The organism is Ilyomonas limi (assembly GCF_005233845.1).
In the GTDB taxonomy this organism is placed as follows: Bacteria; Bacteroidota; Bacteroidia; order Chitinophagales; family Chitinophagaceae; genus Ilyomonas; species Ilyomonas limi.
Genome location: NZ_SZQL01000006.1, coordinates 41,208 through 63,341, shown reverse-complemented (window position 1 = coordinate 63,341; position 22,134 = coordinate 41,208). Strand labels below are relative to the sequence as shown.

Here is a 22,134-nt window from a genome sequence, read left to right as displayed (position 1 = left end):
GTATTACTTCCAATTTGATTCTTGCTCCTTATATCTCGTTTCTTCCCCTTGCTTCCTGATTCTTTATTCTTTCTTACCTTTAAAACCTAACTAAAAATGACACTATGGTTCCAGCGGTGCGTTCGGCTTACAATATGCATTTCTCTCCCGAAGCCTATCAACAATATATTCATGCTTTAGCGTCTGTGTATCCCGATGCTTTACAATTTCGCGTAGCAGAAACCCCCATTTTTGTAGATAAAGCATTTACCAAAAAAATGCTGGATGCCTGCGAAAGCATTGTGGATGTTATTACCGGCTTCAACTTCAAAATGCTTACTACACGTGCCATTCCGTATGATGTAAGAGTACCCAATGAGAATGAACATAGTCATTTTATAGCATTTGATTTTGGCGTATGTGAGAATAGCAAAGGCGAGTTGGAACCGCAACTAATAGAAATGCAGGGCTTCCCTACCCTGTTTGCTTTTCAGGTGTACCAGGATGAAATGGCACGTAAATATTTGCAGATACCAGAAAATTACTCCAGCTACCTGAATGGCTTTAATAAAGAAACTTATTTGCAATTATTAAAAGACATTATTGTAAAAGATTACAACCCCGAGAATGTTATTTTATTAGAAATTTTACCACATGAACAAAAAACCAGAATAGATTTTTACAGCACACACCATTACCTGCACATACCTGTTGTTGACTTGATGGATTTGATAAAAGAAGGCAACAAATTATACTACCTGAAAAATAATAAAAAGATAGAAGTAAAACGCATTTACAACCGCATCATCTTTGACGATTTGCAGCAGCAATCGTCCGAAATGCAGCAAAAAGGCAAGATATTGTTTGAAGATGTGGATGTGGAATGGGTGCCGCATCCATCCTGGTTTTACCGTATCAGTAAGTTTACACTGCCTTTTATTCACCATCCGTATGTACCCGAAACCAAGTTTTTGAGCGATGTAAAACAAGTGCCAACAGACTTAAATAATTATGTACTAAAGCCCTTATTTTCTTTTGCCGGACAAGGCGTAGTAATTGATGTAACCAAGGAAGACATTGATAATGTAAAAGACCCGCACAACTGGGTACTGCAACGCAAAGTAAAATATGCCGATGTAATACAAACGCCTGATGTACCATCCAAAGCGGAGATACGCATTTTTTATTTCTGGAAAGAGGGTGCACCCAGACCAGTAGCTACCAATAATTTGGCGCGCCTTAGTAAAGGCAAAATGATTGGCGTACGCTACAACAAAGACAAAGAATGGGTGGGTGGCACGCTGGCGTATTTTGAGCAATAAAGGAAAAGGGTTGTAAATTTTAGCAAGTATCTCTTTTTACATCATCCTCTATAATAAAAAGCAAAAGCAGACTTTACGCCTGCTTTTTAGATTAGTGTTATTGCATTAACTAACCTTTAATAGTTACAGGTGTTGTCACCACTTCTGGTTGTTCTAATATACGTGTGGAGATGGGAATATCTACTTCGGCTGGCTCTTTACTTTCAGCCAAATGCTTCTCCAAGTAATATTTCATCAACGGACCGGCTATCAATACTGTTAACACTGTCATTACCACCAATCCAACGAATATCCTTTCATCAATGATTTTTACCTGCAAGGCTACAATACCAAGCACAATCTCTTGCGAGCCTCTTGCATTCATGCCAAAAGCAATAGCCAGCGATTCATTCTTCTTCAGTCCGCTGGCACGTGCACCAATACCTGCACCCACAATTTTGGCAATGCTTGCAATGCCTACAATAATGCTTACAACAGTAAGATCGAAATTGGTGGCGAAGTTTACACGAAGCCCAACCGACGCAAAAAATAGTGGTGAAATAATATACATCACAAACTGGTGCAGTACGTTTTGTGTACTATCAGAAAAGTGTTTGGAATCGCCTACGGCAATACCCATTAAAAAGGCACCAAATACACCACGGATACCCAGGTACTCAGTAATTACAGCACCCAAAAAGCACAGACAGCAGCTTACGGTAATAATACCACCAGGCCCGGAAATATGCTTTTTAGTTAAGCCAAGCAGCTTGTCTATCAGCCAACGCCCGCCCGTCACCATGAAGAGTGCGAAAAGCAACACTACCAATATAGACACTGTTGAACCGTCACCCTTGCCTGGATCCATCATCTTTATGATTATAGAAAACAGCACCCAGCCCAAAAAGTCGTTCACCATGGCGGCTGTAACTACCAGGCTGCCAACTTTGGTTTTAATAATATTCAGGTCAATGAGTACTTTTACAATTACTGATAATGCAGTGATAGAAAGCGCTGTGCCAAAGAAAAGTGATGGGATTAACCGATCGTTAGAAGGTACAGGAAAGATATAATCGTGGAAAAACCAAACTGCCCCAAAGCCCATTGCAAACGGAAGGGCTATGCTCGTAATACTGATAGAAGTGGCTTGCTTGCCCTGGCTGCGTATTTGTTTTAAATCTACCTCTATACCTGCTACAAACATCAGCAATATAATGCCCAAATTGGCTAAGCCATCAAAAGCGCCGTATGCACGCGGCTCGCTGAGGAAAATATTATTGAACACATCAGGAAAAAAGGTACCTAATAATGATGGTCCGATGATTATACCGGCCAGGATTTCACCAACTACAACTGGTTGCTTAAACTTGCGGCAGATCTCTCCTAACACACGGGCAGTAATTAATACAACGCTTACAATAACAAGGAAATGCAAAACTTCAATAGAGCTAAGTTTTGAAACCATGGGCTGGAGGTTTTTGGTATATTGAAATTCGTTTGAGCAGGTCAAAAGTAGGGAATATTTACTATTCCTACCAAATTTGTAGAAATTAAATTTTATAGTAATTTGTATTGGCTTTACAACAGTAGTTGCAGCAGATGCAAATGACTATATTGAAAAGCTTCGTAAGTCTTGTTAATTGCTTTCAATCAGCATAAGCCTGTTTGATTATTACAGTACAGGAGGAACAATCATCATATGAGCAATTAGCCACCTTGATTAAATAAAAAGCAGGCAAAATGCCTGCTCATTAAAAACTAATATCGGTGATGAATAATCTTAAACAGATGCTGGTTTCACTGCGTCGTTGAATTCTACAATACGGCTACTAACAGGAATGTCCACCTCAGCATTCTGCTCTTTGCTATTTTCCAAATGCAGCTTCAGATAATACTTCATTAGCGGACCAGCTATTAGTATCGTAACCATTGTCATTACCACCAATCCAACAAAGATCCTTTCATCAATAATTTTTACCTGCAAAGCTACCATACCCAATACAATCTCCTGCGAACCTCTGGCATTCATGCCAAAAGCAACAGCCAATGATTCATTCTTCTTCAGTCCGCTGGCACGTGCACCAATACCTGCACCCACAATCTTAGCAATACATGCAATACCTAAAATGATGCTTACAACAGTAAGATCGAAGTGGGTTGCAAAGTTTACACGAAGCCCAACAGATGCAAAAAACAGCGGCGAAATAATATACACTACAAATTGCTGTAATACATTTTGTGTACTATCGGAAAAGTGTTTGGAATCGCCTACGGCAATACCCATTAAAAAGGCACCAAATACACCACGGATACCCAGGTACTCAGTAAATACGGCTCCTAAAAAGCAGAGGCAGCAACTTACTGTTATCATACCACCGGAACCGGAAATATACTTTTTTGCCAGCCATAGCAGCTTGTCTATTGCCCAACGTCCAATAGTTACCATAAACAAGGCAAAAGCCAGAACCACAGCTATAGAAGTAGCAGAGCCGTCGCTTTTGGTTGGGTCCATCATTTTTATGATAATAGAAAACAGAATCCAGCCCAAAAAATCATCCACCATGGCAGCCGTAATTACCAGTCCTCCTACTTTTGTTTTGATGATATTTAAATCTATCAACACTTTCACTATTACCGATAAAGCAGTGATAGACAATGCAGTACCAAAAAATAATGAAGGAATAAGACGGTCGGTAGAAGCAACCGGAAAAATATAATCGTGGAAAAACCAGATAGCAGTAAAACCTAAGGCAAATGGAAAGGCAATACCCATTAAACTAATAGAAGCTGCCTGCTTGCCTTGCCTGCGTATTTGTTTTAAATCTACTTCTATGCCTGCTACAAACATCAACAGTATTACTCCTAAATTGGCAAGTCCGTCAAATGCACCGTACGCACGAGGTTCGCTTAAAAAGATATCTTTAAACAGATCGGGGAAAACAGAGCCTAACAAAGACGGCCCGATAATAATACCAGCGAGGATTTCACCAACTACCACCGGCTGTTTAAACTTGCGGCAGATTTCGCCCAGTATACGGGCAGAAATGAGTACGACACTGACAATAATTAAAAAATGGAGCACCTCAGGAGAGTTGAGTTTTGATACCATGGATATCTTGGTTATTGTGTACTGAATTTATTTGAGCAAGTCAAAAATAGGTAATATTTACAATTCCTATCAACTTTATAGAAATTAAATTTAAAAATATTTGTTTGAGATGTAGAAATAAGATATAATTACTTGAAAATCAGCACATATAAAAAATAGATACTCGTTATTAAAAGAGCAATTCTATAAAATCTAATAAATTTCAGATAAACGGCAACAGAGTTTTACTGCTTCTGAAAACAGCGCAATTGCTTATAAGAACAGCATTAAATAAATAAGTGTAAATTGTAAACAAGTAGAAACACCACCTATGCGCCGAGGCATTTTCCTTTGCACTTGAATGCAATAATTAAAAGATGCTTTTATTGGTATCACAAAAACATCTTTGATCATTAACGGCACATACAGCAGGTGCGTGATAAATTAATTCTTTGCTATATTAATATAGTAAGTAACGAAAGAAGCTGATAGCTGAAAATAATTGGTTTACAAATGCAGGGCTTCTGCAGCAATAACCTTACATCATTAGTTTATACGCTACCAATTGGCAAAGCGCACCGGTAATAAAACCTAAAGTTATTTCGCCGCCACTATGTTCATGCAACAGCAGGCGTGCGGTACAGGCAATGCCTGCCAGCAGCGTAATTGCGGTAAGGTCGGCACCCAAAAATTGCTGGTAATACAGGCATGTAAGCACCACAAACATAAATGCGCCCGCAACGCCCATGGCGTGCATACTTATTTTAGTAAAGTTATTGGCTGTTAAACCGATAATGGTAGTGAGAAAAATGCCAAAATAAAAGAATCGCAGTACTTCGGGCTGATCGGTGAAGCTGCGGCTGAGATACCACATCCACCAATAGAAAATCATGGTGATGATGTAAGGCGCAATACGTTCCCGCTGTGTGCGCAGCATTACATTATTAATAAACTTTAAACGCCACATCAAAAAGACTGCAAAAGCCGGGAAAAAAGCCGTCATCCAAAACACATTAATTTTTCGCATGAGCATCAAAAAAGGGGTAATTCCCTGAAACTCCATTGGAAACCTGATAGTTAACCAGAAGAAAACATACGTAGGAATAAACAGCGGGTGCAGCAAAACAGATATAATTTTTGCCGGTATTCTGAAGTATGGCTCGGGGTAAAGGTGCTTTGTAACAGTAAGTTCTTCCATTCTGAATTGATGTGTATAATCGCGTGTTTTTTAATCACAGACCTGCATTGCAGACTGACGTATGAAAGACATAAGGATATTCATTATAAACTATTGAAATTACCTTTGTACACCTCTGTAATCTTGGAGACTTTGTAGTTCAAAAAGCTTATAATTCTTTTCTTAATCTTGCTACCGGAATATTAAGCTGCTCGCGATATTTAGCAACGGTGCGGCGTGCAATATTATAGCCTTTTTCCTGCAATAATTCAGTTAAGCGTTCGTCGCTCAATGGCTTGTGCTTGTCTTCACCTTCAATAAGATTGCTTAATATCTTTTTTACTTCGCGGGTGCTCACTTCTTCGCCGCTGTCGGTACTCAAAGATTCGCTGAAGAAAAATTTCAAACGGTAAGTGCCAAATTCTGTTTGTACAAATTTACTGTTGGCTACACGGCTCACCGTAGAAATATCCAGACCGGTTATTTCAGCAATATCCTTCAAAATCATTGGTTTGAGCATGGTTTCATCACCTGTAAGGAAGAAATCTTTCTGGTAGTTCATAATAGCGTCCATCGTGCTAAGCAAGGTATGCTGCCGCTGCTTAATCATATCTATAAACCACTTGGCGCTATCAATTTTTTGCTTGATGAACAATACCGCTTCCTTTTGCCGCTTGTCTTTTTTTGCCCCTTTATCATATTCCTTCAGCATATCGCGGTAACCTTCGCTGATGTGCAGGTCGGGTGCGTTTTTGGCATTCAGCGTTAACTCCAGTTTACCGGCATTATTCAGTATGAAAAAGTCGGGAACTATATAGCTTTCAGCTTTGTTTATCTCCCCCACATTACCACCCGGCTTTGGATTGAGCCGGATGATGGTATTAATGACCTGTTTCAGGTCTTCATCGCTCAGGTTTAAGCCGCGCTGTATTTTTTCGTAGTGCTTTTTAGTAAATTCTTCAAAGTATTTATCCAATACCTGAATGGCTAAATGCACATCGCGTCCATCGCTTAACTGCCTGTTTAGTTGTAGCAGCAAACACTCCTGCAGGTCGCGCGCGCAAATGCCCGGCGGATCAAAGAGTTGTATTTTTTTAATGATGGCTTCTATATGCTCCTCATCTGTAATGATGTTTTGCCTGAAAGCAAGGTCATCGCAAATAGAAGATAAATCGCGGCGCAGGTAGCCATCGTCGTCAATGCTGCCCACAATATGTTCGGCTATTTTAAAGCTTTTTTCATCCAGCGATAACATACCCAATTGGTCGAGTAAGGTTTCATGAAAACTACTTTCAATTTTGAAAGGCATCGTTTTCTTATCGTCCGATTCAGGGTAGTTATCATCCCGCAATTTATAGTCAGCTACTTCATCATCGCTATCCGATACATAATCACTGATGTCAAGGTTCTCATACTCGTCCTCACTGCCATCTACGTCATATTCATCTTCTTCAGCAGCCGAAGTAAATTCATCCTGTATGTCCTCGCCCATACCATCTTCATGATCCTCGTTATTTACTTCAAGCGCCGGGTTTTCCTCCAGTTCTTCTTTTATGCGTTCTTCCAGGTTAGCGGTAGGTATCTGCAACAGCTTCATCAACTGAATTTGCTGTGGCGATAGCTTCTGTAATAGCTTCTGTTGTAATGTTTGACTTAGTGCCATTTACCTCTTTAAATCTTGTCTTAAAAAATATTAGTACGATTTTTGCAAAGCTAACTGTCTCCGCTAAATATACAAGCAATTCTTAGTAAGATGTTGAAAATACCAGTGCTATTTTTACTACCTTTTTTTACAGCTATTTCAGTACAGGCGCAACGAAATGAAGATAGTATAATTAACAAAAAGTTAATCTTCGCACCAACACCTGCAAGGCCTGTTATTACACTGCCTGCAACATTCCCTGCAAACTTATCAACACAGTATTTGTCCTTCTTTTGTGATAAAGAATACAAACTGGAAAAGTGGACTAAAATACCTTTTCGCTTTCGCCTTGGCAGCGTGGAATATTGCGATAAAATGGAAGGGAAAAACAGGTAATACTAGTTTCAATCTGATTCGTGTATAAAAGCTATAAGCTTCAGGCTGCAAGCAAGAAAACACGAAGAGCACAAAGTCCTATAAAGAATACATTGTGCAAAACTTCGCGTCTTAGCACCTTCGCAGTTCAAGAAAATCAGCTCAAATATTTTCCTACAATCGGCACTCTCCTACCCACGCCAAAAGCTTTGGGCGATACCCGAATGATTGGGCAAAACTGGTTGCGCTTATACTCATTCCTGTTTACCAGTGCCAGCGTTCTATCTACCAGTGCAGCAGCAAAACCCTGTGCTTTTATTTCGGCGGGACCTTGCCTTTTTTCTATATATTGAAATAATATTTGGTCAAGCACCTCATATTCCGGCAGGCTGTCGCTATCTTTCTGGTCGGGACGCAACTCGGCACTTGGGGCTTTATAAATGATATTTTCCGGAATAATTACGCTCTCACGATTAATATATCGCGCCAGCGCATACACTTGTGTTTTATAACAATCGCCCAATACGCCTAAACCACCTGCCATATCGCCATACAAGGTTCCGTAGCCAGTTGCCAGCTCACTTTTATTGCTGGTATTCAGCAGTATATAACCAAACTTATTGGCAATAGCCATCAGCAGGTTGCCACGTGTGCGGCTTTGTATATTTTCCTCGGCAAGCGAAAAAGGTAAATCCTGGAAGATAGGTTTCAGAGTGGTTAAAAATGCTTCATAAATCGTATTGATGCGAATAATGTCATACGGATTTTGCAAGGCTTCGCTTAGTTGCACCGCATCGTTTACCGAATGCTCGGTAGAGTAAGGCGAAGGCATTAATACAGCGCGCACATTTTCTTTGCCCAGTGCCTCGCAGGCAATCGCCAGCGTAACTGCCGAATCAATACCACCCGAAGAACCAAGTATAGCTTTGCTGAAACCCATTTTTTCAAAATAATCTTTAATGCCCATTACCAAAGCCTTGTAAATGCGGTCAATATTTTCTTCAGGTTCCAGCACCTGCTGGGTGATGTGCACTGCATTGCCCTTGCCGGTAGAAAACGATGCGGGCTCTACAATGCTTTCGCAAATAGTACCATCGTCTTTTAGTGTTACACTTTGCACTGCTTCCTCAAAAGCTGGCAGCGCTTTGCACAGGTTTCCATCTTTATCAAACACCAGCGAAGCACCATCAAATACAACCTCGGTTTGGCTGCCTACGGCGTTGCAATACACCATTGGCAGTTTGTATTTCAATACATTATTTCTTATTACTTTTTTCCTGCCTTCCTCGTGCATATAATCAAAAGGCGAAGCACTCAGGTTTACCATTATATCCGGCTGCTGATGCATCATTTTATCCATCGGGCAAATGATATACAACGGATTGTCATCAATATTCCAGATGTCTTCGCATATCGTAATCGCCAGCTTTTTACCCTTAAACGGCACCACATTCCACTCCATAGAAGGTTCAAAATAGCGGTACTCATCAAATATATCGTACGTGGGCAACAAGGTCTTGTGTACTTCGGCTTGTATCTCTTTTTCGTACAGCAAAAAGGCAGCATTAAACAGGTCTTTACCTTCTATTTTGGGGTTGCGTGCCGGTGAGCCAACGAGTACGCCAATCGTATCGGCGTGTTCCTTTATGCGGTTAATACTTTCGTAACATTGATTAATGAAATCATTAAATTCCAAAAAATCTCTTGGCGGATAACCACATACACACAATTCGCTAAACACAATCAAATCGCCGCCTTGCGCTTTGGCTTCTTCTATTGCTGCAATGATTTTTTGGGTGTTGTATTCAAAATTGCCGATGTGATAATTCTGCTGCGCTAAAAATATTTTCATTGCCGATGAATTAACTTTTATCTGTTATGTCAAACAGATTAAGGATTGATAATGGTGTTTTTCTGTTTGTAAAGATAAACAGAGAACGGCGAATAAGTATTGATTGGATAACACGGCATTGCAATAAGATGAATAAGCATTTCAAATCATATTTCCTAAATCGTACATCATACATTCAACATCGTATATAAAACCCCATTTTGCATTTTAAGAATACTCTTGCCAAAGGTTTACAGGCAGGCTGTTATTTTCGCATTATGAAAAAATTCGGCTTCGCACTGTGCTGGCTTATCTTACTTGTTGCCTGTAATAACAAGAAAAATATTCCGGATGTTTCTAATATTGATGTACCGTTTACCACGTTGCGGTTTGAAAAAGACTTTTTTGCCATAGATACCAACCATATAGAAGCTTCTTTAAATGGTTTGCAAAAGAAATACGGTTCTTTTCTCAACGATTTTTTATACAATATACTTGCGCTGCCGCCAATGCCCGACAGTGTGGTATCAAATGTAAAACTGTTTATTCACGACTACTATCCACGGTACCAGGCTGCAGAAAAGAAATTCGCATCTTTCAGGGAGGAAGAAAAAGCAATAAAAAAAGGGTTGCAATTTGTGAAGTATTATTTTCCACAATATAAAGTGCCGCAACAGGCTATCACTTTTGTTGGCCCGCTGGAAGGTTATGGCAATGTGCTAACAAGCAGCGGCTTTGCTATTGGTTTGCAATTGTATATGGGTAAAGATTTTGCCGATTATCATTCGGAATACCTGAGCAATATTTATCCATCGTATCAAAGCAGGCGGTTTGAGGCGGCTTATATTCCGGTGAACTGCATGAGGAATGTGATTAATGATATTTACCCGCCCAAAAGCGGCAGCCAAACACTGATAGAACAGATGGTGGAAGAAGGCAAAAGTATGTATGTTTTAGATTTATTTTTGCCAGAAACGGCAGATACCCTGAAAACCGGTTATACCGCCAGCCAATTGCAAGGCTGCTTTGATAACGAAGCCGGCATCTGGAACTTTTTCTTACAAAATAATATGCTCTATATCACCGATCCGTTGCAAACAAGAGATTATGTAAATGATGGTCCCAAAACCGAAGCATTAGGACCTGCTTCGCCGGGCAATATTGGCTTGTTTGTAGGCTGGCAGATTGTAAAAAAATGGATGGGTGAGCATGAAAAAACAACGCCGGAGCAGCTACTGCAAACGCCTGCCAAACAAATTTTTGAGGAAGCGAAATATAAGCCGAGATAAGAAACTATACATTAATACTGTGTACTCAAACAAAAAGAATCGAAAGCTTTTACTCAGCACATGAATAATTGCAATTAAGCCAGAAATCACAAACCGATTTTAATGTATTTACCAATGGCTGAATACCAACCGGCTTTACTAAGTAAGCATTTGCACCATATTTATAACAGGCTTCCACGTCTTTGGGATTGTCTGAAGTAGAAAACATAATAATAGGTGTGTACGCAAGTGCCTTTTGCGCTCTCATTTTTTGCACCAGTTCAATGCCGGTCATTCCCGGCAGATGAATGTCGAGCAAAATCAATTTATAGCTTACATTACTGCTGGTATCGCTTACAGTTGACAAGGCTGTCTTACCATCGGTAGCAATGGATACATTGATGTTGCAGTCCACTTTTTTCAATGCACGTATTACAAAACCTATATAATCTTCGTTATCTTCTATATATAATATATCTGTATTGTTCATATTGCTGTGTTTATAAATGATAGATAAAAGATAGTGCCCTTACCCAATTCGCTCTCGTACCATACTTTGCCATTATGCTTTTCCATAATGCGTTTTACAATAGATAAGCCCACGCCGGTGCCTTCAAACTGCTGTACATTATTCATGCGCTTAAATATCTCATACACCTGATTACCATATTGTACATCAATACCCACGCCATTATCCTGTATTTTATACACAGTTTCACTTCCCTGCATTTCAGCGTCAATTACTACCATAGGGTGCGGAGATTTGCTGCTGTACTTCAGTGCATTACCAATAACATTGGTAAATACCTGCGTTATCATTGTCTTATCTGCCCTGAGGTTGGGAGTGTTTTTTATAACAACGTTTGTATTGTCTGTTTTGTACGCCACAGTTAGCTCGTTTACAATCTCCTTAATTAAGCTTCGCATATCCAGCGATGTGCGTACAAGTTCTTTTCTGCTTATCCTGGAGTATGCCAGCACCTCTTTTATCAGCAGGTGCATTTTGTCGGCACTGCGTATAATGCGGTGCAAAATGTCGATTGTATCTTCATTTAGCGACTTATTTTCTTCCAGGATTATTTCTGTATAATTTTTTATGGACGTAATGGGTGTTTTAAGGTCGTGCGAGATAGTAAAGCTAAACGTATCCAATTCTTCATACGCTTCCTTCAGCCTTTCATTCAACTGGCGTATCTGGTTGGCTTTCTGATTAATAACGTATGCAATGTCTTCGCGTAGCTTCATTACCGTACTGATCTCGGATTTGCTCCACTGCTCGCTGGTATTTTCTACCTGCTGGCTCCATAAGTCAAAAGAACGGCGGGGCGAAATGATAATATTTCCCGTGTCATCTTGTTCTATGTTTTTACCGGGATTGCCTGCCCAGTTTACCGTTTTAATCCTTTCTCCTTTAAACCACAAAATGTATTCACCCATTTCTTTGGACAATGTACACGCCAGCAAACCACTGGCAACATCGGCAAAGGCTTTTGCAGGCTTGTAGTACTTGCAAAGACTATCGGTATGAAATATTTGTGATGAATTTTGCGCTTGCAACCAGTTTATAATTTCGGCTATCTGCGCATCGGTTGGGGTAGTGCCTGTTTTGTAAGTATTATTTTCAAATACCAGTGCAGCGCCATGAGCACTCGTTATCCCTGTCAGCAACTGTGGTTGCTTAGTAAATGCGCTTACCACATCCCAGTCTTTTGTCATCTGGCGAATGAGGTCTTCGGCCGACTGCCGGTACATTTTACTGTATTCCTTACTTTCCTCGTCGTCGCGGTATTCTAAAGAGGCAGATAAAATTTGGCCAATCAGTCTTGCGCCTTCGCGTGCTTTAAAATCAATAAACTTTGGCGTATAGTTGTGGCACGAAATCAAGCCCCAAAGTTCACCGTGTGCTATCAGCGATACGCTAAAAGAGGCAGTCACACCCATGTTTTTGAGGTACTGGATATGTATGGGCGAAACGGCACGCAACGTAGAGAGCGTAAGGTCTAAAGGATAAGCAGCCGCCACATCGTTCATAGCAATGATGTAAGAAGTGGGCATATTTACATCGGATATAATGCGGGTAAGATTTTTCTTGTACAGCTCTCTTGCCTGCCTGGGAATATCTGATGCGGGATAATGCAGTCCAAGAAACGGCTCTACGTCTTCGTTCTTTGCTTCAGCTATCACTTCGCCATGCCCATCTTCCCAAAACTTATAAATCATTACGCGGTCGTAATAGATAATCGTTTTTACCTGTTCTGCCGCATTCTGCAATACATTCCTGAGCGTTTTGCCATCCAGTATTTTAGATAATGAGGCGCTGATGTAATGCTGCAATGCTGTTTCTGCATTGCTTTTGCGAGATTCGAACTCAATAATCAGATAATTGTTGTATTCATGCGCAATGAGGTAATAAGGCGCACCATCTATTTCAACCGCAACAGGGTTGATGCCTTCAAAAGAAGTGGCACTGGCATAATTCAATAATTGTGAAAGCGAAATAGCCTGCAGTTGGATATTGCTCTTCTGTAAGAACTCTTCCAGCGTTTTATCCAGCAGCGCAGTAGCTCCCAATGCTACTTTTTGCAGCAGGTTTTCGCTAATATACTGTATAGTAAAATTGCTCTTATCAACCGCAACCAAATAGCCATGCCCCTGTATCTGTCCGGGCACATGAATCGGTTCGCGATCGCAATTAGTAATGTCCACTACCGGGTTCTTCATCTGTAAAATATATGAGGTCTATGCTCGTAAAAAAATCAATTTTTGCTGTAGCCAATCTTTGAACAATACAAAAGTAGCTGCCGCGGTTTGAATAAGCGCCTCATCCATTGCATTGTTTGTATTCAGATTATTCAGCGATTGGATAAACACATTCCAGCGCTCGCGTGTGTGCCGGTCATAGCCGTTAAAAAAAGACAGTCCCTGATGGATATGCAGCTTATCAATAATCATTTTCTTAATCATTATGCCGCCCAATGTAGCACCTTCCAGTACATACAAAGCACCTATTGCTGTAGTGGCGTTGGTAATGGCAGGCAAACGATTACAAAGCTGTATCTCATAATCCACTTCCAGGTCTTGCAAATCATTCAAAAGCCACTCTGGCTTGCGCCGGGATGGATAATCTGGTAAATTATTTAAGTCTATGCAGGCATCTATATTATCATAAACCGGTTTAAAAAAACCATAAAAAAGTAGCAATAATGCAGCATAATCATCCTTAGATTGAATACTTTCTATATATGGTACAAGCGAATGATCAAGTGCCAGATGCAGCGGGTGTATAGCATCGCGCAGCTTTTGTATTAGCGTCATGAGATAAAAGTAAGATAGAGATAAAAAACTGAAAAGCGATATGCCTGAATAATAAAATAATCACTGAGATAATAAAAAGCCCCGATTGATCGGGGCTTTACACTTTACTTCAAACGGGTTAACCTTATTTAGTTTCGTCCCTCATTATTTTATCTCTGGTAGCACGTCCGGGCAAATAGATCTGGAAGCCTATATTAAGATTTAAATAGCTGGTGGAAGTTTGATTTCCGAAGCCTACCTGTCCATTATACTTTAATAAAGTTTCCAAACCAACGTTTGGAGTAATAAAGTAAGCATAACCTGGACCAACACCTAAACCTAAACCATTAGTGTTGTAATTATTACCATTGCCATCCGAGCTATTCGTTCCTTCAATACCTACATTGCCCTCGAAAAACCAGCGCCCATGTTGCAGCAGGTTTACCTTTTGACTATTAACATAATAACGGGCAATTGGACCTACTCCATAAACAGTTTGTGTACCTGCGCCTTTTGCAGTTGCCAAATCAAATCTTACATAAGCTCCTACCGCAACATTGTCTTTAATAAACCACATTGCTTTTGGAGAAATGCTAATATCTGTTTCTGCACCTTTTTTCAAGCCAATTTGAAAACCAGCCAAATCACTTCCCACTAAAACGTTGCCTCTCTGAAGCTGAGCATGGGATACAGTTGCAGCACCCAGTGCCACAACCAAAAGGGTAAGAATTTTTTTCATAAACATTGTTTTATAATTGATTAACACATTTTCACAAACCATGCCAAGCCATGTTGGTTATATGGCACAGTACTTACTGTTCGCTTTTAGTTTTAATGAATGTTAATGGTATTAAATCCTATTTTAAATGTATTTCGGCAGTTGCACACACTGTTTTCACATTTAGTTTAACACACAATCTTAACAGCCGCATGACAATACGCCCTTCGCTGCCTTGCGCACAAAAAGTATCTTTGCAAAAAATTCCACATGAGCCAAAAAGGAAAAGTGCTGGTAGCTATGAGTGGCGGTATAGATAGTACCGTTACAGCCCTTATGCTCCATCACGAAGGATATGAAGTAGTGGGCATTACGATGAAGACCTGGGATTATGCTACCAGCGGCGGCAGCCATAAAGAAACGGGCTGTTGCAACCTCGATAGCTTTAATGATGCACGGCAGGCAGCGGTACAGCACGGCTTTCCGCATTTTATACTGGATATACGCGAAGAGTTTGGCGGGTTTGTAGTGGAGAACTTTATAGAGGAATATTTAGCTGGCCGTACCCCTAACCCATGCGTAATGTGCAATACGCACATTAAATGGCGTGCCTTGCTAAAGCGAGCCAACGCATTGGGCTGCGATTTTATTGCCACCGGGCATTATGCCAATGTATATCAAAGCAATAATGGCAGATATGTCATCAGCAAAGGCATTGACGAAACCAAAGATCAAAGCTATGTGCTGTGGGGGCTTGATCAGGATTTGCTGAGCCGCACCATTATGCCGCTTGGCAAATACCGCAAAACCGAAATACGGCAAATGGCGCACAACTTTGGCTATCCCGAACTGGCAAAGAAAAGCGAGAGCTACGAAATATGTTTTGTGCCCGATAATGATTATCGTGGTTTTTTAAAACGCCGTATTGACGGGCTGGAAGAAAGGGTTGATGGCGGTTGGTTTGTAAATAAAGAAGGTAAAAAATTAGGTCAACATAAAGGCTATCCTTTTTATACCATCGGGCAGCGCAAGGGGCTGGAGATTGCACTTGGCAAGCCCGCGTATGTAACGGCTATTCACCCCGAAACCAATACAGTTGTGCTGGGGGATGAGGCGGATCTGGCAGAAAGCCGCGCACTCATTAGTAAACTCAATTGGGTAAAATACGATGGTGTACACGATGGTATGGAAGTTATCACCAAAATACGATATAAGGACAGTGGTTCGGCCAGTGTTTTATATAACGAAGACAATGATATTATTGTACAGTTTATGGAGCCTGCAAAAAGCATAGCGCCGGGACAAAGTGCTGTTTTTTACGAAGGCGACGAAGTGATTGGCGGCGGCATTATACAGCGCGGCGCATAGCAGTAGGATGGTGTGAAACGAGACTGAAAAACCGGCAATAATCAAGCACGCGTAAATGTTTCAAAACACGACCAATTGATAATAATAAAGCTGAATGGCTACAATTTTACCCTGCAGCTTTATTATCTACACTTTAAATGGGTACCGACCAAACTATAAAACATATAAGAGTAATGAAATGGCTTTTATTGATAGCTATAAATACCATGCTGTTCCTTTCGTGTAACAGCTATCCCAAAGCCGAAAACCCGCTGGATGCTGCACGCGAGTTTATAGATGCTTGTTTAAAAGGTGACTTTGATAAAGCTAACTTTTACATGTTGCAGGACAACGAAAACAACGCGCAACTGGAAAAGCTAAAGGCGGCTTACCGCTCCCGAAGCTCATCGGAGAAAGCGCAGTACAACGATGCCAATATTGTTATTCTTGAAGACAGCGCCGTAAACGATACTACCGAAATCATTAATTATAAAAACTCGTACGACAACATTGCCCGCAAAGCACGCGTAATACAACGGGGTGGAAACTGGCAGGTAGATCTGAAATATACTTTTAATGGCAACCTGTAAATACTGGTTGCGGTGAAGTTTTTATCGGTAACATACAACCAATTGCATAAAGCATAAAGCGAATTCTTTTTTTTCACTCATGCCTCCTTACCTTTGCAGCCCGGTTTAAACGTCTTTTAAGAAGATTGTAATACTGAATAATGGAACAACACGTTTAAACAGCAATAAATTATATTAAACAAAAAACCTAAACAGCAAGCAAATTATAATGACAACAAATGTACTTCACCCATGGCATGGCGTAGAGGTGGGCGACAAGGCACCACGCTTTGTAAATGCAGTGATTGAGATACCACAAGGGTCCAGAGCTAAATATGAAATAGATAAAGCATCGGGACTGCTAAAGCTGGACCGTGTTATTTATTCCTCTTTTTATTACCCGGCCAATTATGGCTTTATACCGCAAACTTATGGCGATGATAAAGACCCGCTGGATATACTGGTGCTATCCACCATCAGCATACAACCAATGTGTTTGGTAGAAGCTAAAGTACTGGGCGTAATGCAAATGACTGATGGCGGCGATGCGGATGATAAAATTATTGCAGTTGCAGCAAACGACCCTTCTATCAATTATTACAACAATTTAGAAGAGTTGCCCAAGCATTTCTTTAGCGAAATGCGGCACTTTTTTGAAGAATATAAACGCCTCGAAAACAAGAGCGTAAGCGTGGAAGAGTTTGGCGATAAAAGCAAAGCATTGCACATTGTAGAAGAAGCAATAGCACTTTATAAAAAGACTTTTACAGTAAAGCTGTTGCAGCAATAATTTGCTGCCGGTTGCAGCCAAAGCAAATAAAACAGCATCGTATTTATTTCAACTTTATTTTTGCACAAAACCTTTTTGCATGGAAACTATACACACAGTGGATGAAAAACCACGCACTTCTAAATACTGGCTGTGGTTCTTTATATGGCTCGTTATACTCATCATCATGTTGCTGGATGTAGGCGGCAGCCGAAAGTTCTTCTGGATGGCATTGCCAGGCACACTTACCTACTTTGCAAAAGGCATGAACATCATGTAAATAAAGTACATCAAATTCATATAAGTTGTCTTATATAAGCTGCAAACGTCAGACTATAAGCTGCAAGCAGAAAGATGAAATTTTATATGTAATACCGCTTAATTGAAAAAGGTATTATAATAAAAAGAAGACCTGATTTTTTAATCAGGTCTTCTTTTTATTATACAGCGGAGACGCAAAATGTTTAGTATTAGCAACGTTTTTTACATCTGTTATATCAGCAAAAATCCTTATCAAAAGCGCTTACGTGCGGCTGGCTATAAGTAAATTCAAATCAGTATATTTCAAATCGTACCGCTGGCTGATGTATATATCAGTAAGATGCCCTTTGTATAAATACACGCCATGCCGCAGGTTGAAGTTGTGCCACAGCATTTCTTCTATTCCACCCTCATCGCCTGCATCTAATAACAGCGGCATCAACACATTGCTGATCGCCTGGCTGGCAGTGCGGGCAAAGCCACTGGCAATGTTGGGTACGCAATAGTGTATTACATCATGCTTCAAAAAAACCGGGTGTTCGTGCGTAGTTACTTCACTGGTTTCAAAACAGCCGCCGCGGTCTATACTTACATCTATAATTACACTGCCGCTGCGCATATTGGCAACCATGTGTTCGGTAACTACAATGGGACTACGGCCACTTTCGGCATTTAATGCGCCCACCGCTACCTCGCAAGTCTTCAATTGTTTGGCCAGTATTTTGGGCTCAATTACACTGCTCCATATACGCTGGCCAATATTGCTTTCAAGGCGTTTTAATTTATATACATTATTATCAAACACCTTTACCGAAGCGCCCATTGCCAGTGCAGTGCGCGTAGCAAACTCGCCTACTATACCCGCACCAATAATAATAACTTTTGTTGGTGGTATGCCACTAATGCCGCCCAGCAATACACCTTTGCCCTGGTTGGCACTGCCTAAGTATTGACCCGCAATCAGCATAGCCGCACTACCTGCTATTTCGCTCATGCAGCGCACAATAGGAAAATTGCCGCTATCATCCTTCAGGTTTTCGAAGCTTAATGCTGTAATGCGCTTTTGCATCATCGCTTCAATCACTTCTTTTTTTAGCAATGAAAAATGAAGTGGTGAAATGACTGTTTGGTCCATTTGCAGGTGCGCGCAGTCTTCCAGTGTAAAAGGCGCACTTTTGATGAGTATCGGCGCTTTATATACTTCGGTTTTATCGTAGGCTATTTTGGCACCAGCCTCACTGAAGTCTTTATCAGAATAATGGCTGCCTTCGCCGGCTTTGGTTTCTATAATTACTTCATGTCCGTTATTCACCAGCACATTTACGGCTTCGGGTGTTAGTCCAATGCGGTTTTCCTGAAAAGCAGTTTCTTTTGGAATGCCAATGTTCAACCGTTCACCGCCAGATTTTATATCTAATTTTTCTTCCTGCGTTTCGTAGGCAAAAGAAGCACTTACAACAGGTTTCGCAACGGCCATATATGGTTAGTTTTAAAACAGGCTTGCTTATGAAAGCTTTACAACTGATTGATAAAAAAGGCAAAGTTAATTCAAACAATGTTTTATTGTATTTTTATTACGCGCCGGTCATCGCCGGTCAGCTCTATGTAAATATGCAGACTGTTTTCTGGCAGTAAAGCCGGTGCTACTTCCGGCCATTCTATCAGGCATAAGTTGCTGTTGCTAATGGCATCTTCCACACCTGCCTGTATGGCTTCTTCCTCGCTTTTAAGCCGGTACCAGTCCATGTGATAAATAGTACCGGCTACCGGACTTTGATATTGGTTAATAATAGCAAATGTTGGACTGCTGATGTTTTCTTGTACGCCTAAAACAGCTTTGCACAAAGCACTGATAAATGTAGTTTTGCCTGCACCCATCGGCGCATGAAAAGCCCACACAGAATGTTCTTTTCCATGATTCCAAACCTGCTGTGCTGCTTTATCAATATTCTCTTTGGTAAATTCCATTTGCATGGTACAAACCTACATTGTGCTTATTAATCAATAAACAAAACTGTTAAAGATTATATTATTTGCAACATTGTTTTAAAGATAAAATGGTTAAGCATCGGCACACACTTTTAGTAAAGTGTAACTTTGACAATTATAAAAGTATTGCTGTTGCAGAAATAAAGAAGTAGTTGATTATGAGAGCAAAGCAATCGTATAAAGATAAAATAGATGGAAAAAATTAATTGGAAAGTAGAAGGTATGAGCTGCACCAACTGTGCACTTACTGTTCATAAATATTTGGAAAAACAAGGCGCACAAAACGTAAAAGTCAACTTTATAGGTGGTGATGTAAGTTTTGATAAAAACCATAACCTCAATGAAGCAGCTTTACAAAAAGGTATAAATAATTTAGGGTATTCTATAAAAAATGACACAAACAACAACACCGCAAAGCGGTTCATTTTCAAAGATCATTTGCAACGCTTTTTGTTTTGTTTGGTCTTTACGCTCCCGTTAATGCTGCACATGGTTGGCTTGCATATTGGTATTTTAATGAATCCATATATGCAACTCGCGCTTACGATTCCGGTGTATGTAGTGGGTATGTCGTTCTTTGGCAAGAGCGCAGTCAAGAGTTTAATGAAAGGAATTCCCAACATGAATGTCTTGATTGCTTTGGGTGCCACGGCGGCTTTTGTTTACAGCCTATATGGCACACTCAGCGGCGGAGGCGAACAATACCTGTTTTACGAAACAACCGCAGCCATTATTACTTTAGTATTTTTAGGCAATTGGATGGAAGATAAATCGGTAGCAACCACCCAAAAAGCATTGCAGCAATTAGCCACTTCGCAAACCACCATAGCAAACATGATTGCTTATGATGATAAGCACGAAGAACATGTCTTCCCGGTAGAGAGCAGCAGCCTGCATGTAGGCGATTTGTTGCTGGTAAAAAGCGGCGAACAGGTGCCGATAGACTGTAAAATTTTATGGGGCGAAGCACTGGTAAACGAAGCTGTCATCTCGGGTGAAAGCACGCCGGTAGAAAAGAAGATGAATGATAAACTAATTGGCGGCAGCATACTGGAAAGCGGCACGGTAAAGACGTATGTAACTGCAGTGGGTGAAGACACTGTATTGAGCAACATCTTAAAAATGGTGCGCGAAGCGCAAACCGAAAAGCCGCCCGTGCAACAATTGGCGGATAAGATAAGTGCAGTGTTTGTGCCGGTAGTCGTAAGCATTGCCATGCTTACATTTTTGGGCAATTATTTCGTCGCATCAGTTGATCTTGGCGAAAGCTTGTTGCGCAGCATAGCGGTGTTGGTTATTGCCTGTCCATGCGCTATGGGGCTTGCAACACCCGCAGCTATTGCTGTTGGTTTGGGCAGGGCAGCAAGGAATGGCATATTGTTTAAAAATGCAAAAAGCCTGGAAGTATTTAAAGATATTAAGCAGGTGGTATTTGATAAAACCGGCACATTAACAACAGGAGCTTTCAGAATAACTGATTTTAGTATAATTATTCAGGAAAACGAAAATACTGGTATAAATACAACTGATCTGCCTGATAATTTATCAACAAATATTATTCAGTCATCTGCCGGTAACAATTCGAAAACTGTGGATGAACACACACTCACCGCTCACCATTCACCGCTCACTGTTAATGAGTTCCGGCGTATAGCTTTTTCTTTAGAGAAATATTACAGCCATCCTATTGCCCGTTGTATTGCTAAAGAATGGAAAATAAAGGGAGACATTCGCTGGGCAAAAATTGAAGAAATAAAAGGTCTGGGCATACAGGCAGTAGATAAAGAAGGCAATCAATACACCGCCGGCTCTTACAAAACAGTAGCAGCATTAACGAACGATAATACTCATAACATTTACATTACCCGCAACAACGAACTGCTTGGCTGGATTGATGTGCAGGACGAAATACGTGCAGAAGCAAAAAGTGTGATTGCTTTGTTGCACGGAAAGGGCATTAAGACAATACTATTAAGCGGCGATAGTAAAGTAAAATGCGAACAGGTTGCAAAACAATTGGGTATAGATGAAGTAATTGCAGAACAAACACCAGCACAAAAGGTGGAAAAGATTGGCAGATACACGGCGCAAGCACCCACTGCAATGGTGGGCGATGGCATCAATGATGCACCGGCATTAGCCAAAGCTACCGTAGGCATTTCGCTGAGCGATGCCGCACAAATTGCAATGCAAAGTGCACAGGTGGTTTTAATGAATCATGGGCTGAAACATTTACCTCTTTCGCTGGGATTGGGCAAGCATACTTATAGAACCATCAAAAGCAATCTGGCGTGGGCTTTTGCCTACAACCTGGTTGCTATACCCGTGGCTGCATTTGGCTTTTTAAATCCAACCATCGGTGCATTGGTGATGGGCTTTAGCGATGTGGTACTGGCTGTAAATTCGGTACGATTGAACTGGAAGAAGGTGATATAATTTGCTCATAGATAGCACAGATGGAGAATGTAAAAGAAACAAACAATCTGTATTATACTTAAGCAACTGAAGTAAACGGATGCACAATTA

At 40.7% G+C, this 22,134-nt stretch carries 19 protein-coding genes; 8 read left to right on the top strand and 11 right to left on the bottom strand.

Going from position 1 to position 22,134, the window contains the following annotated elements:
• The first annotated feature begins 104 nt into the window (after positions 1-104).
• Entirely contained in the window at positions 105-1,301 is a 1,197-nt protein-coding gene (locus FC093_RS09170) for a hypothetical protein (protein ID WP_137261476.1), read from the top strand.
• A 109-nt stretch (positions 1,302-1,410) separates the two neighbouring features.
• On the opposite strand, the gene FC093_RS09165 is transcribed toward FC093_RS09170, so the two are convergent.
• The 4 genes from FC093_RS09165 to rpoN form a co-directional block, all read right to left on the bottom strand.
• Positions 1,411-2,745: a cation:proton antiporter gene (locus FC093_RS09165; protein ID WP_137261475.1), complete on the bottom strand. Its 1,335-nt coding sequence runs from the start codon at positions 2,743-2,745 to the stop codon at positions 1,411-1,413.
• 315 nt (positions 2,746-3,060) lie between these two features.
• Positions 3,061-4,389 (bottom strand): cation:proton antiporter, encoded by a 1,329-nt coding sequence (locus FC093_RS09160; RefSeq protein ID WP_137261474.1) that lies wholly within the window; start codon positions 4,387-4,389, stop codon positions 3,061-3,063.
• Positions 4,390-4,906: 517 nt separating this feature from the next.
• Complete coding sequence (locus FC093_RS09155; protein ID WP_137261473.1) at positions 4,907-5,566, bottom strand: hypothetical protein; 660 nt, start codon at positions 5,564-5,566, stop codon at positions 4,907-4,909.
• A gap of 148 nt (positions 5,567-5,714) precedes the next feature.
• On the bottom strand, positions 5,715-7,208 hold the full coding sequence (gene rpoN / locus FC093_RS09150) for an RNA polymerase factor sigma-54 (RefSeq protein WP_137261472.1): 1,494 nt from the start codon (positions 7,206-7,208) through the stop codon (positions 5,715-5,717).
• Positions 7,209-7,298: 90 nt separating this feature from the next.
• Here rpoN and FC093_RS09145 point away from each other — a divergent pair, with 90 nt between their 5' ends.
• Positions 7,299-7,583 carry a hypothetical protein gene (locus FC093_RS09145; protein WP_137261471.1) on the top strand — a complete coding sequence of 95 codons (285 nt, stop codon included), beginning with the start codon at positions 7,299-7,301 and terminating at the stop codon, positions 7,581-7,583.
• Positions 7,584-7,719: 136 nt separating this feature from the next.
• On the opposite strand, the gene FC093_RS09140 is transcribed toward FC093_RS09145, so the two are convergent.
• Entirely contained in the window at positions 7,720-9,414 is a 1,695-nt protein-coding gene (locus FC093_RS09140; protein ID WP_137261470.1) for an NAD+ synthase, read from the bottom strand.
• Positions 9,415-9,671: 257 nt separating this feature from the next.
• Between FC093_RS09140 and gldB the strand changes: the two genes are divergently transcribed.
• Entirely contained in the window at positions 9,672-10,682 is a 1,011-nt protein-coding gene (gene gldB, locus FC093_RS09135; protein ID WP_137261469.1) for a gliding motility lipoprotein GldB, read from the top strand.
• Between the two features lie 49 nt (positions 10,683-10,731).
• On the opposite strand, the gene FC093_RS09130 is transcribed toward gldB, so the two are convergent.
• From FC093_RS09130 to FC093_RS09115, 4 genes are all read right to left on the bottom strand, one after another.
• Positions 10,732-11,151 (bottom strand): response regulator, encoded by a 420-nt coding sequence (locus FC093_RS09130; RefSeq protein WP_137261468.1) that lies wholly within the window; start codon positions 11,149-11,151, stop codon positions 10,732-10,734.
• The gene (locus FC093_RS09125; protein WP_137261467.1) at positions 11,148-13,382 is read right to left on the bottom strand and encodes an ATP-binding protein; all 2,235 of its coding nucleotides are present in this window, start codon (positions 13,380-13,382) and stop codon (positions 11,148-11,150) included. Before FC093_RS09125 ends, FC093_RS09130 begins: the two co-directional genes overlap by 4 nt.
• A gap of 18 nt (positions 13,383-13,400) precedes the next feature.
• Positions 13,401-13,976, bottom strand: coding sequence for a biliverdin-producing heme oxygenase (locus FC093_RS09120; protein WP_137261466.1), 576 nt, complete (start codon positions 13,974-13,976; stop codon positions 13,401-13,403).
• 124 nt (positions 13,977-14,100) lie between these two features.
• A complete protein-coding gene (locus tag FC093_RS09115) occupies positions 14,101-14,694 on the bottom strand; it encodes a hypothetical protein (protein WP_137261465.1) in 594 nt (197 codons plus the stop codon).
• A 249-nt stretch (positions 14,695-14,943) separates the two neighbouring features.
• On the opposite strand from FC093_RS09115, the gene mnmA reads away from it, so the two are divergent.
• From mnmA to FC093_RS09095, 4 genes are all read left to right on the top strand, one after another.
• Positions 14,944-16,041, top strand: a complete 1,098-nt coding sequence (gene mnmA / locus FC093_RS09110; protein WP_137261464.1) for a tRNA 2-thiouridine(34) synthase MnmA — start codon at positions 14,944-14,946, stop codon at positions 16,039-16,041.
• Between the two features lie 173 nt (positions 16,042-16,214).
• Entirely contained in the window at positions 16,215-16,610 is a 396-nt protein-coding gene (locus FC093_RS09105; protein WP_170971037.1) for a DUF4878 domain-containing protein, read from the top strand.
• Positions 16,611-16,818: 208 nt separating this feature from the next.
• A complete protein-coding gene (locus FC093_RS09100; RefSeq protein WP_137261462.1) occupies positions 16,819-17,379 on the top strand; it encodes an inorganic diphosphatase in 561 nt (186 codons plus the stop codon).
• Between the two features lie 79 nt (positions 17,380-17,458).
• Positions 17,459-17,638: a hypothetical protein gene (locus FC093_RS09095; RefSeq protein ID WP_137261461.1), complete on the top strand. Its 180-nt coding sequence runs from the start codon at positions 17,459-17,461 to the stop codon at positions 17,636-17,638.
• A 243-nt stretch (positions 17,639-17,881) separates the two neighbouring features.
• On the opposite strand, the gene FC093_RS09090 is transcribed toward FC093_RS09095, so the two are convergent.
• A complete protein-coding gene (locus FC093_RS09090; protein ID WP_137261460.1) occupies positions 17,882-19,096 on the bottom strand; it encodes an alanine dehydrogenase in 1,215 nt (404 codons plus the stop codon).
• Positions 19,097-19,179: 83 nt separating this feature from the next.
• Positions 19,180-19,593: a tRNA (adenosine(37)-N6)-threonylcarbamoyltransferase complex ATPase subunit type 1 TsaE gene (gene tsaE / locus FC093_RS09085; protein ID WP_137261459.1), complete on the bottom strand. Its 414-nt coding sequence runs from the start codon at positions 19,591-19,593 to the stop codon at positions 19,180-19,182.
• A 207-nt stretch (positions 19,594-19,800) separates the two neighbouring features.
• Here tsaE and FC093_RS09080 point away from each other — a divergent pair, with 207 nt between their 5' ends.
• Entirely contained in the window at positions 19,801-22,044 is a 2,244-nt protein-coding gene (locus tag FC093_RS09080) for a heavy metal translocating P-type ATPase (protein ID WP_137261458.1), read from the top strand.
• The last annotated feature ends 90 nt before the right edge of the window (positions 22,045-22,134 follow it).